Origin of the sequence: Siminovitchia thermophila, from assembly GCF_016909185.1 — a bacterium.
In the GTDB taxonomy this organism is placed as follows: Bacteria; Bacillota; Bacilli; order Bacillales; family Bacillaceae_C; genus Siminovitchia; species Siminovitchia thermophila.
The window spans coordinates 22,664-35,032 of sequence record NZ_JAFBFH010000030.1 but is presented as its reverse complement, the minus strand read 5'-3'; the positions used below and the strand labels follow the sequence as shown (position 1 = coordinate 35,032).

Annotated in this window: 12 protein-coding genes; 11 read left to right on the top strand and 1 reads right to left on the bottom strand. The window is 41.5% G+C overall.

The window, feature by feature from the left end:
- Positions 1–56 precede the first annotated feature (56 nt).
- The 5 genes from hflX (at position 57) to spoIIP (ending at position 6,851) form a co-directional block, all read left to right on the top strand.
- Positions 57–1,304, top strand: a complete 1,248-nt coding sequence (gene hflX, locus JOC94_RS17420; RefSeq protein WP_077110300.1) for a GTPase HflX — start codon at positions 57–59, stop codon at positions 1,302–1,304.
- A 15-nt stretch (positions 1,305–1,319) separates the two neighbouring features.
- Complete coding sequence (locus JOC94_RS17415) at positions 1,320–2,591, top strand: methionine gamma-lyase family protein (RefSeq protein WP_077110301.1); 1,272 nt, start codon at positions 1,320–1,322, stop codon at positions 2,589–2,591.
- A 161-nt stretch (positions 2,592–2,752) separates the two neighbouring features.
- Entirely contained in the window at positions 2,753–4,087 is a 1,335-nt protein-coding gene (glnA, locus tag JOC94_RS17410; protein ID WP_077110302.1) for a type I glutamate--ammonia ligase, read from the top strand.
- 1,039 nt (positions 4,088–5,126) lie between these two features.
- Complete coding sequence (locus tag JOC94_RS17405; protein WP_077110303.1) at positions 5,127–5,393, top strand: hypothetical protein; 267 nt, start codon at positions 5,127–5,129, stop codon at positions 5,391–5,393.
- Between the two features lie 363 nt (positions 5,394–5,756).
- Positions 5,757–6,851, top strand: coding sequence for a stage II sporulation protein P (gene spoIIP / locus JOC94_RS17400; protein WP_077110304.1), 1,095 nt, complete (start codon positions 5,757–5,759; stop codon positions 6,849–6,851).
- A 78-nt stretch (positions 6,852–6,929) separates the two neighbouring features.
- Here the strand turns inward: spoIIP and lexA are convergent, their stop codons facing one another.
- The gene (lexA, locus tag JOC94_RS17395; protein ID WP_077110305.1) at positions 6,930–7,550 is read right to left on the bottom strand and encodes a transcriptional repressor LexA; all 621 of its coding nucleotides are present in this window, start codon (positions 7,548–7,550) and stop codon (positions 6,930–6,932) included.
- A gap of 153 nt (positions 7,551–7,703) precedes the next feature.
- Here lexA and JOC94_RS17390 point away from each other — a divergent pair, with 153 nt between their 5' ends.
- The 6 genes from JOC94_RS17390 to JOC94_RS17365 all read left to right on the top strand — a co-directional run bounded on the left by JOC94_RS17390 (position 7,704) and on the right by JOC94_RS17365 (position 12,187).
- Complete coding sequence (locus JOC94_RS17390) at positions 7,704–7,889, top strand: hypothetical protein (RefSeq protein WP_077110306.1); 186 nt, start codon at positions 7,704–7,706, stop codon at positions 7,887–7,889.
- A 22-nt stretch (positions 7,890–7,911) separates the two neighbouring features.
- Complete coding sequence (locus JOC94_RS17385) at positions 7,912–8,568, top strand: YneB family resolvase-like protein (protein WP_077110307.1); 657 nt, start codon at positions 7,912–7,914, stop codon at positions 8,566–8,568.
- Between the two features lie 153 nt (positions 8,569–8,721).
- Complete coding sequence (locus tag JOC94_RS17380) at positions 8,722–8,955, top strand: DUF896 domain-containing protein (RefSeq protein WP_077110308.1); 234 nt, start codon at positions 8,722–8,724, stop codon at positions 8,953–8,955.
- A 117-nt stretch (positions 8,956–9,072) separates the two neighbouring features.
- Positions 9,073–11,091, top strand: coding sequence for a transketolase (gene tkt / locus JOC94_RS17375; RefSeq protein WP_077110309.1), 2,019 nt, complete (start codon positions 9,073–9,075; stop codon positions 11,089–11,091).
- Positions 11,092–11,449: 358 nt separating this feature from the next.
- Positions 11,450–11,887 carry a sporulation inhibitor of replication protein SirA gene (gene sirA / locus JOC94_RS17370; RefSeq protein ID WP_077110311.1) on the top strand — a complete coding sequence of 146 codons (438 nt, stop codon included), beginning with the start codon at positions 11,450–11,452 and terminating at the stop codon, positions 11,885–11,887.
- 78 nt (positions 11,888–11,965) lie between these two features.
- Complete coding sequence (locus JOC94_RS17365; protein WP_077110312.1) at positions 11,966–12,187, top strand: YneF family protein; 222 nt, start codon at positions 11,966–11,968, stop codon at positions 12,185–12,187.
- Positions 12,188–12,369: the final 182 nt, after the last annotated feature.

Genomic DNA, 12,369 nt, shown 5'->3' with positions numbered 1-12,369 from the left:
CAAACATATCTGTTATGATGTGTTTAGACATTGTAAAGAAAGCAGGAGTGTCTAAAATGCTCAAACATGAAGAAACAGCTATTCTTGTCGGTTGCCAGCTCGATGCAAACGAGCATCATTTTCAATATTCAATGGATGAACTGGCTTCGTTGACAACTACAGCCAAAGCGAAAGTACTGGCCACAATGGTACAAAAACGGGAACGGCTCCATCCCTCAACTTATTTGGGAAAAGGAAAGTTGGAAGAACTTCAGTCGCTGGTGGAAGAGTTGGAGCCTGATTTAATCATTTTCAATGACGAATTGACCCCAACCCAACTGCGTAATCTTCAAGAAAAGTTTTCTGGAAGGGTGCTGGACAGAACACAGCTCATTCTTGATATTTTTGCGCAGCGCGCCAAATCAAGAGAAGGGAAATTGCAGGTAGAGCTTGCCCAATTGCAATATTTATTGCCTAGGCTCGCCGGCCAAGGAATTGCTTTGTCAAGGCTTGGGGGCGGTATTGGGACAAGGGGACCAGGGGAAACAAAACTTGAATCTGACCGCCGGCATATCAGGCGGAGGATTGACGAAATTAAAAGGCAATTGGAGACGATTGTGCAACATCGTAAAGGTTACAGATCTCGGAGAAAAAGAAATAATACGTATCAAATCGCCATTGTAGGCTATACAAATGCCGGAAAATCAACATTATTCAACCGTTTATCGATGGCGGAGTCGTTTGCGGAAGACAAATTGTTCGCGACGCTTGATCCGCTGACACGAAGAATTGTCCTCCCAAGCGGATACTCGGTTTTGATTACAGATACGGTTGGTTTTATTCAGGATTTGCCCACTACATTGGTTGCGGCTTTCCGCTCTACATTGGAAGAAGCGCGTGAGGCGGATCTGTTGCTGCATGTTGTTGATTGTTCCAACCCGGACTATAGCAATCATGAAGAGACAGTTCGAGAGCTGTTGAAAGAACTGGAAATAGCACACTTGCCCCAATTGACCGTATACAATAAAGCAGATCAAATTCATTCTGATTTTGTTCCAAGTTCAGGAGATGCGGTTCTAATGAGTGCGTTTGATGAGAATGACCGAAATCTGCTAAAACAAAAAATTGAAAGTATGGCCGTAGCATCCATGGAGTACTATCATGTAATCATTCCCTCACATGAAGGGCGGCTTTTGTCTGTATTAAAGAGCGACACGATTTTGAGAGAATTAACTTTTTTGGAGAAAGAACAGGCCTATAAATGCAAAGGTTACGTTCTTCCAGATCATCCTGTAACAGGATCGCTAAAATTATATGAAGTTTGAAGGAGTCAGCAAAAAATGTATACGTACTTGACACATAGAGAGAAATTGGGCCCCGTCATTGAAGCTGTTGAAGAGAAAATTTCGGGTAAGCTCAAAGAAATTGACAAGCTCATTGAAATAAATCAATATCGCGTATTAGCATGCTTCCAAAAGCATCGTGTGAACGATACATATTTTCATCCATCCACCGGGTATGGGTATGATGATATGGGGCGGGAAACACTTGAAAGCATTTATGCCGATGTGTTTGGCGGGGAGGCCGGGCTTGTCCGCCCACAAATTGTCTCAGGCACTCACGCCATCGCTATTTCGTTGTTTGGAGTGCTTCGTCCCGGGGATGAATTGCTATATATTACTGGAAAGCCGTACGATACACTGGAAGAAATTGTTGGGATTCGCGGCAAATCCAGCGGATCACTGAAGGAATTTGGCGTCGCTTATGAAGCCGTCCCTTTAACTCAGGAAGGAAAAGTGGATTTTCAAGCTGTTCAACAGAAAATCAATTCAAAGACGAAAGTAATTGGTATACAAAGATCGAAAGGCTATGACGACCGTCCTTCATTTACTATCGCAGAAATCGCTGAAATGATCGCTTTTGTAAAAGAAATAAACCCGGAGCTGATTGTTTTTGTTGACAATTGCTACGGTGAATTTGTAGAAACACGTGAGCCATGCCATGTTGGAGCCGATTTGATGGCAGGATCACTTATTAAAAACCCCGGGGGAGGAATTGTAAAAACGGGAGGCTATATTGTTGGGAAATCGAAATATGTTGAAGACTGTTCCTATAGGATGACATCCCCGGGCCTTGGCTCAGAAGCCGGAGCTTCCCTTTACAGCCTGCTTGAAATGTATCAAGGGTTTTTCCTGGCACCCCATATTACGGGGCAAGCACTGAAAGGAGCTGTCTTTACATCGGCTTTTCTGCAACAGATCGGGATGAACACGGAGCCGAAATGGGATGCGCCGCGAACAGATTTAATACAATCCGTCCAGTTTGGCGATGCCGATTTAATGGTTGCGTTTTGCCAGGCTATCCAGGCCGCATCACCGGTGGATTCGTATGTTATGCCTTATCCAAGTGAAATGCCGGGCTATAATGATCCTGTCATCATGGCCGCCGGTACTTTTATTCAAGGGGCCAGCATTGAACTGTCAGCCGACGGCCCGATCCGTCCTCCATATGCCGCATATGTACAAGGAGGCCTTACATATGCCCATGTAAAAATTGCCATTTCCACTGCGGTGGATTATTTGCTGGATAAAGGTTTGATTCGTGTAAATTAAGTGAATATATATATATGGAAGACAGTAATAGCTTGCTGTCTTTTTCAAATTTTTTCTTGACAGATGAAACTGTGGCATTTATCATTTCGTACATGATATTTTTCTTTACTTCATGATGATTTGTCATGTTGAATCTGTCATTCCAGGAGGAATATTCGCACATGAGCATGTTTACACGGGAAAGCATCACACAGCTGGCAGAAGAACAAAACGTGAAGTTTATCAGGTTGCAGTTTACTGATATTTTGGGGACAGTAAAAAATGTTGAAATCCCCATCAGCCAATTAGAGAAAGCACTGGATAATAAAATGATGTTTGACGGATCTTCCATTGAAGGATTTGTAAGAATAGAAGAATCCGATATGTATTTGGTGCCGGATCTTGATACATGGGTCATTTTTCCATGGACTGCCGAAAAGGGAAAAGTGGCGAGACTGATTTGTGATGTTTACCATAAATCCGGGGAGCCATTTTTAGGTGACCCGCGAAGCAATTTAAAAAGGGTTTTAAAGGAAATGGAAGAATATGGATTTACTGAGTTCAACCTTGGACCGGAACCAGAATTTTTCCTCTTTAAGTTGGATGAAAAGGGTGAACCGACATTAGAATTAAACGATAACGGCGGATATTTTGATTTGGCTCCCACCGACCTTGGTGAGAATTGCCGCCGTGACATTGTGCTAGAGCTTGAAGAAATGGGCTTTGAGATCGAAGCTTCACACCATGAAGAGGCTCCCGGCCAGCACGAAATCGATTTTAAATACTCGGATGCCGTCAGTGCATGTGATCACATCCAAACATTTAAACTTGTCGTAAAGACAATTGCCCGAAAACACGGCCTGCATGCCACGTTTATGCCAAAGCCCCTATTTGGTGTAGCGGGATCAGGGATGCACTTCAATATGTCTCTATTTCAAAACGGGAAGAATGCTTTTTATGATCCAAATGGTGAGCTGGAAATGAGCGAAACGGCATTTCAATTTATGGCAGGTATTATTAAGCACGCACCTGGCTTTACAGGAATCACAAATCCAACGATCAATTCATACAAACGGCTCGTCCCGGGTTACGAAGCCCCATGTTATATTGCTTGGTCTGCCCAAAACAGGAGCCCGCTTGTCAGAATACCATCATCAAGAGGGCAAAGCACAAGAATTGAACTTCGGAGCGTCGATCCAACAGCAAATCCTTATCTTGCAATGGCCGTCCTATTAAAGGCCGGATTAAGCGGTGTTAAAGAACAACTATCTCCTCCACAACCGGTAGACCGCAACATTTATATCATGAACAAAAATGAGCGGGAGAAAGAAGGGGTTGTCGATTTACCCCACAATCTCCACGAAGCATTGCAGGAACTGAAGGCTGACGAAGTTATGAAAGACGCTTTAGGACCGCACATCCTCGAAAACTTTATTGAAGCAAAAGAGATTGAGTGGGAAATGTTTAGGACCCAGGTACACCCATGGGAAAGGGAGCAGTACATGAAGCTGTATTAATTTATAAAACCGTTGGGGCTGTTAGGCTCCTTCGGTTTTTTTACTGACTGGGACATTTCGGTTTTTGTACATTTATTTTTCCTTAAACCGATAACAGTCCGGTTTTTGCAACATTTTATTGTCTTGATGGTCCATTTTTTCCTGGCGTGCCAATGTTGCAGAACTGGCTAATGATGACTGGATGTATATCATGTCCGTTCAAGCTTCCAATAAGAATGAATATTTGTTGTATTGTCTGAATGACTAAAAGCCATTTTTACAGATGTCTAATAAATGGAAAATAAGTGAATCTTTACGCACTGTCATTTTTTGTTTTGTAAATGAAAACTTTACATATACTACAAACAGTATTAACATGGGTGTGATAAATTGCAGTTAAAGAGGTGAAAAGATGTTGAAATTCAAAAGGAAACCGGCAACCTGAAACGGATTGTCGCCATACTTTTCTTGATGAATTTCCCAAAAAAAGACTACCTTTTAGGAAGGTGACGGAATGGCTGTTAAAGCAGGAGTTATATTCACGCTTCTCATGACCCATTTCTATTTTTTGTAGGTACATCTTAGGAACATAAAAAATATTTCTATCGTAAGTCTTAACATCTCCTACGGGGTGTTTTTATTTTTTCATACAAAGGTACAATATTGAAGATAGTGCGCACTTTATGATCGATGCAGCCAGCGACGATTTATTATTTCACCTCTACCATAACAGATATATTGTCAAGCATACTGCCTTTCCTATACAGGAGGGGTTTTTGTTTTGCATAAAAATTTTTTTCACGAGCGTGCCGGCTTTGGGAGCTTAAAATAGAATCATTGCCACTACGGTCATATAAACCACTAGCTAAACACACAAGCTGTTTGAACAATTAAAAGTTTGTGAAGCTTTACTATGATAGGGTTTTAGTAACCTGCGCATGTCATTTTTTAAACGCAGTTGACATTGTTTTAGATTAGATTAAAAAATACCGAAACGAAAAAAATACTTGCCCAAAAATGATAAGATTCCTATAGACGGAATAAGGATGGAGGTAATAAGATGCTTAAAAAACCTTTTATATTGATGTTGCTTTCCGGATTCATGTTTACTGCTTCTTCAAGTGAGTGCGAAGATGTGCAATCCGTTGACGATAATGGGTCTTTACATATAAAAGCTAATACAAAACAAGCAATTGATCCGGAGTTGGCAAGCTTGCAAGAGCCAACCATTGGAGAAGCAACTGTCGAAGAACCTTTTAGCGAAAAGAAAAATAAAAAGCAATCGCCCGACAATAACGAAACATCCATGATGAACGAGACAGACTAAATGTTGCCCGTCCCCTTCTTGACTATGAACTTTGCAATCGCCCCGCAACCCTTGTATCAAGTCTTTCATCATTACATTATATTTCAAAATTTTCCATAAATGAAAGCCGTTTACAGGTACTTAACATGTAATGGGATGTTCGTAAAAGTGGTAAATCTATTAATTGTTTGGACACGAGCGAACAGTTTGATCTACTAAAAAATTCCTAATGTATAAAGAATAGATTGTTTTTTAAACCCCGTGGGCCCCTATGGGGCTTTTTTTATTTTCCGAAGTTTATAGGTATGAACAACTTTTTAATCATAGACTCTATCAACGCTCATATAAATGGTATTACAAAATCTTTCTTAAAGGATGAACCCGATGTTCAAATTCGCAGCAAAATCTTTTGCAACGGTTGTCGCACTTTTTTGCCTAATTTCGGCAATTGCCTTTTCAAGTGTAAAAATCAGCTTATTGTCCTTCATAGGTGATGATCCGTCAAGAACAGAAACTTTCCTATATGTCATGTCGTTGGAAAACCACGCTTTACAATCCGTTATTCCCGAAGGTTTTGAACAGACTTTGGGCAGAGATATTCTCGAATTATTTACGAACATCAATCTGCGGAACATGAAGACATTTTTAATTAGTGAGATTCCGGGACTGCATGCAGCGACCCCAAAAATTATTGTGGCTGGAAAAGGGACTGATTTTACGAATCTTCCGATTGAATCCCCGCCTCCGGATGATTTGGATGTTTGGGAAGAGAGTGATGATTCTGCGGAGGAATCTCCGCCGACAAAAGAACAGACAACAATAGATAAGCCCGTTGTTTTTATCTATTCTTCACATAATACGGAGTCATTTCTTCCTCTTCTTCCAAATGTAACGGATCCAAACCGCGCGTGGCACAAAGAGAAAAATGTGACACTGCTAGGAAAAAGATTGGGAGAAAAACTGGGAGAAAAGGGAATTAGTACGTTGGTGAATGAGGTCGATATTCAGGCGCTTTTGAAAAAAAGAAATATGAAATTCTTTCAATCATATGAGCTTTCACGTGAGATTGCCGTGGAAACGATGAAACAAAAAGAGGAAGTCCGCTTTTATTTTGATATTCATCGAGATTCGCAGAGAAAAGGGGTTACGACTGCGACAATTAACGGAAAAACGTATGCCAAGCCGTATTTTGTGATCGGACAGGAACATCCGAACTATCAGAAAAACCTGGAATTCGCAACACGATTGCATCATTCTATTCAAGAAAAATATCCCGGGCTGTCAAGAGGGGTTTTTGGAAAAACGAAGGCAGACGGGAATGGAGTATACAACCAAGATTTAACCGAAAATGCGCTCTTGATCGAGATTGGCGGGGTGGATAATACGTTGGAGGAACTCTATCGTACAGTCGATGTATTGGCGGAAGTGTTTAGCGAATATTATTGGGGTGAAGCAAAGGAAGCGGGCACAAATAAGTGAGCAAAAAATAAGCGGCTCAATGCGATACGGGGGATTGGGCCGCTCGTGCGTCGTGTATGGATAGCGAAGGAGGCTTGATCAATGGACAAAGCGCCTGTATAAGGCGATCACTTTTCCCAAAATGACGACATTGGATACGATAATGGGCTCCATACTCGCGTTTTCCGGTTGAAGTCTGAAATAGCCGTTTTCTTTATAAAACCTTTTGACTGTCGCTTCGTCTTCTTCGGTCATTGCGACGACAATATCTCCGTTGTTGGCCGTTTTTTGTTGGCGCACGATGACAAAATCACCATCATGAATCCCGGCTTCTATCATACTTTCACCTACGATTTCCAGCATGAATACTTGCTCGTCTGCCGGAACAAGTGATTCCGGAAGCGGATAGTAATCTTCAATATTCTCAACTGCTGAAATCGGCAGCCCGGCAGTGACTTTACCGACAAGCGGAACATTGACCGTTTTTTGAACGATTGTTTCCTCGTTCTGGTTTAAAACTTCAATGGCTCTCGGTTTTGTCGGATCGCGCCTGATAAGGCCTTTGCTTTCCAGCCTGGCGAGATGCCCGTGTACAGTGGAGCTTGATGCGAGGCCAACCGCTTTCCCAATCTCGCGAACAGACGGAGGATAGCCCTTTTTTTTCACTTCATCTTTTATAAAGTTTAATATGTCTTCTTGCCTTTTTGTAAGTTTTGACACCTTTTCACACCCTTTTTCCCGTGATGAATTGACCTTATTATAGCATGCGGTTTTTCATTAAGCAAACATGGGTTCGTAATTTTATTGACACAAACAGGTGTTCCTATTATAATGTTTTTTGGATGCGAACAAACTTTCGGGGAGGGAATATGAATGATTGCGTCCGTATGGAAACATTATTCATTCGTCATTATCTTTTTTATACTGTCATTAATTATGGGATTAGTCATGATATTCAATTGGGAACAAGAGAATACTTCCTTGAAAACTGTCGAAGCAAATGTATACAATGATCTACAAGATCAAAGTGAAATGACAATGAATCAAAAAAATAGATGACTTTTGTTTTGGGGTTGAAAAAATGCATGCCATTATTTACTGCAGGGTCAGTACAAACAAACACACACAGGAAACCTCATTGGAAAGACAACAGGAAGAACTTGTGCAAGCGGCAAAAATGTGGGGGTTTGATGTAAGTGACATCATTCTCGACAAAGCGAGCGGCTATGATTTAAACCGTCCCGGCGTACTTGATATGCTCGACAAAATAGAAGGCGATAAAATTGGTGCTGTCCTGATCCAGGATGAAACGAGGCTTGGACGGGGCAATGCCAAAATAGCCCTCATGCATGTTCTTCTTAAGCAAGGTGTAACATTGTACAGCCTGTCTCATAACGGAGAACTGCAAATATCGGAAACAGACTCCATTCTATTGGATATTGTGGCGATGATCGAAGAACATCAGAGGAAATTGCATAATATCAAAATTAAACGGGGCATGAAGAGAGCCGTTGCCAAGGGCTATCAACCGGAGAAAAACTTGAAAAACCAGGGGAACCGGCATGGGCGGGAAAGAATAGAGGTCCCGGTGGAAGAAATCATTCGCCTTAGACAAAACAATATGACCTTTGAAGAGATAGCTGCCATGATGAGGGGGTTCGGTTTCAAAGTTTCCAAAGCAACGGTACATAGACGATACAAAGAGTTTATGGAGCAGGAGGATAATCAGGGTTCATGACAGTGTTGTCCACTGTTGTCCATCTCTGACATTGCGAACTCTAGCTTCATGTAGATAGTGCGTTTTCATCTATCAGTCAGGGGCGTATAGATTGTTTTCACCCATCGATTTTAGTAAACTGGAGCTAACTTAACGTAAAAAAGGAGTTTGAGTATGCTTTCAAAAGAAAAGCTCGCCAGGATTAATGCGCTAGCCCGAAAAGCGAAAGAAAAAGGCCTGTCCAAGGAAGAAGCAAAGGAGCAGTCGAGACTTCGCGGCGAATATTTAAAAGCGTTTCGCTCTTCCATGAAACAGACAATTGAACAAGTAAGGGTGTTTGATTCTACGGGACAAGAAGTAACGCCTGAAAAACTTCGCTCTATCCAGCTAAAGAAAAAACTTCATTAAAATTTCTTTACAAACATCGACCCGCTTCGATGTTTTTTTATACTCAAAAGTTGTGAAAATGCAAAAATATCTTTATGATATGTTATAGAACAAAATGGGAAAGGAAGAGATATTTAGATGCATAACAACAATGTGGCCGAGATTGACGCGCTGGCCATCAATACAATTAGAACGCTGTCAATCGACGCAATTGAAAAGGCGAATTCAGGTCATCCCGGCTTGCCGATGGGAGCAGCACCCATGGCCTATACATTATGGGCAAAATATATGAACCACAATCCAAAAAATCCCGAATGGTTCAACCGCGACCGTTTTATTTTATCAGCGGGTCACGGTTCAATGCTTTTATACAGTCTCCTTCACTTGTCAGGTTACGACCTTAAAATGGAAGACATTAAACATTTTAGACAATGGGGAAGCAAAACGCCTGGACATCCGGAATATCGGTATACACCTGGGGTAGAGGCGACAACGGGGCCGCTGGGACAAGGAATCGGAATGGCGGTTGGTATGGCCATGGCTGAACGCCATTTGGCGGCTGTTTACAATAAAAAAGATTACAATATTGTCGACCACTATACATATACACTCTGCGGTGACGGGGATTTAATGGAAGGGGTGGCTTCCGAAGCCGTTTCACTGGCAGGTCATCTCAAGCTTGGAAAGTTGATTGTATTGTATGATTCCAACGATATCACCCTTGATGGGGATCTGGACAAATCATTTTCGGAAAATGTAGGTGCCAGGTTTGAAGCATGCGATTGGCAATATATCCGTGTTGAAAACGGAAATGACCTTGAGCAGATTTCCGAAGCCATTGAACTAGCCAAAGCCGATCATACTCGCCCGACTTTGATTGAAGTAAAGACCATTATCGGCTACGGAGCCCCAAATAAGTCCGGTAAATCAGATGCCCACGGGGCCCCGCTCGGTGAAGCGGAAATGAAGCTTACAAAAGACTATTACAAATGGACATATGAAGAAGATTTTTATGTTCCTAAAGAAGTATATGAACATTTTGAAGAAACAGCGATCAAACGCGGAACTCGAAAAGAGGCAGAGTGGCGAACGCTCTTTGAAAGCTATAAAGCCGCTTTCCCTGAACTTGCCAGGCAATTGGAAGGCGCCATTGAAGGAAAACTTCCTGAAGCGTGGGATAAAGATATCCCGACATATGTAGAAGGATCCAGTCTGGCAACAAGGGCATCAGGCAGTGAAGTGATGAACAGCATTGCCAAAAATCTTCCTTATCTCATTGGCGGGGCTGCGGATCTGGCTAGCTCTAACAAAACAATGATCAAAGAAGAAAAAGATTTTTCCCCAGTTTCTTACGAAGGCAGGAACATCTGGTTTGGGGTACGCGAATTTGGTATGGGCACGGCCTTAAATGGGATGGCTCTTCATGGCGGGTTGAAAGTTTTTGGTGGTACGTTCTTTGTATTCTCGGACTATCTTCGTCCCGCCATCCGGCTTGCATCCTTAATGGAAATCCCAGTGACTTATGTATTTACACATGACAGCATCGCTGTTGGGGAAGACGGCCCTACACATGAACCTATCGAGCAACTTGCTTCGTTGCGCGCAATGCCTGGCTTGTCTGTGATCAGGCCTGCTGATGCCAATGAAACAGCGGCGGCATGGCGCTTATCGATAGAATCTGAAAATAAGCCGACTGCGCTCGTTTTAACGCGGCAAAACCTGCCGACATTGCCGTTTACGGCAGAAAGAGCCAAAGACGGTGTTGAAAAAGGCGCCTATATTATTTCACCTGCTCATAAAGAGCAGGCAGATGTCCTGTTGATTGCTACAGGATCTGAAGTAAACTTGGCAATCGCTGCACAAAAAGCCCTTCAAAAAGAAGACATTCATGCTTCCGTTGTCAGCATGCCGTCATGGGATCGCTTTGAACAGCAATCAGATGAATACAAAGAAACTGTGCTCCCGAAAACTGTTAAAAAACGCTTGGCCATCGAGATGGGTTCATCACTTGGCTGGCATAAATATACAGGGGATGAAGGGGATATCTTGGCAATCGATCGTTTTGGTGCCTCAGCTCCTGGTGAAAAGGTGATCGAAGAATATGGCTTCACAGTCAATAACGTCGTTCAAAAGGTAAAAGCTTTGCTTCAAAAATAAAAGGAAATGTTCCTGCTAGGAAATTCTTTTTTGTGTCTGGCTCCAGCCGTTTGGCTGGGGCTTTTTGCCGTTACAGCTCTCCCTTTTTCGACATGCTCATGCTATGTAATCGCCGCGAATCGGAATTCTATCTTCTTCTCTTAAGCAACATTCACAAAAACGTTTCGAGAATGTCATCTTTTTCTTGGAAACATTCGTTTGTTTTTGAAAAAAATGATCTTTTGTTAAAAAAAGGGAAATCATTAGGTCATCTAGAATATATGTTAAAAAATGATTTGTGAAAGAGTACAGAGGAATTGACAAACTTCTTATAGCGTCTCCATTATAATAATGAAAAACGGCGGGAGTGACGAAGCAAGTGAGAAAATACTCAATTTATTTAATAAAAGATGAGTTTGCAGATTACTTTTATGGCCGTGAAAGTAAATTTTATAAATTATTTACCGCACAAGATGCGAACATAGACAAACAGAGGAAGATTATTAAGCAGCAAATCGACTATATAACCCGGCCCTTACCTTTTTTAGAACTGCATAAGTTATTATCAGAGTCTATACAAAACAGAAAAATAATGATTAAGGGAAAAGTATACTGTACAGGAAATCCCAAAGGGAGAAATGGAGCAGAACTGGCCATTGAAGAAAACTTGCTATGTTTGAAGGCTTGGGGCGGATTTGAGTCAGAGTCTGTTTTTTTTGAAGTACTTCGAAAATATGAAGGCCATTTTTTTGCCGTTGATAGAGAAAATGAACGCTATGGTTGGGTGAAACCTGTAAAAGAAAGAAAATACATATGAAATGCATGATCAAGTATTGTATAATATTTGGGGGTTCAGTAAACTGGATGGTAGACAACTTGAAGGAGGAATTACTTAATGTGGTGGCAATTTGTATTAACGGGCGTACTGGCTCTTTTGGCTGGTGTTGCTTTAGGGTTTTTCATTGCCCGTAAATATATGATGGACTATTTAAAGAAAAATCCGCCAATCAATGAACAAATGCTTAAAATGATGATGATGCAAATGGGAATGAAACCTTCCCAGAAAAAAGTGAATCAAATGATGTCCATGATGAAAAAACAGATGGATAATAAGTAAACGTTGATTTACCAATGTATATCCGATTTACTCATTTGTTACATTGCAAAAAATAGCTTGATGTTTAAGCTTTCTCAAGCCACTTTTTCTGTTACAATTATCAAGCAGAAGAAGTGGCTTTTTCTAGTGTTAATACACGTAATATTCATAATAATTTTCTATCTGCGCGATATGCAACATGG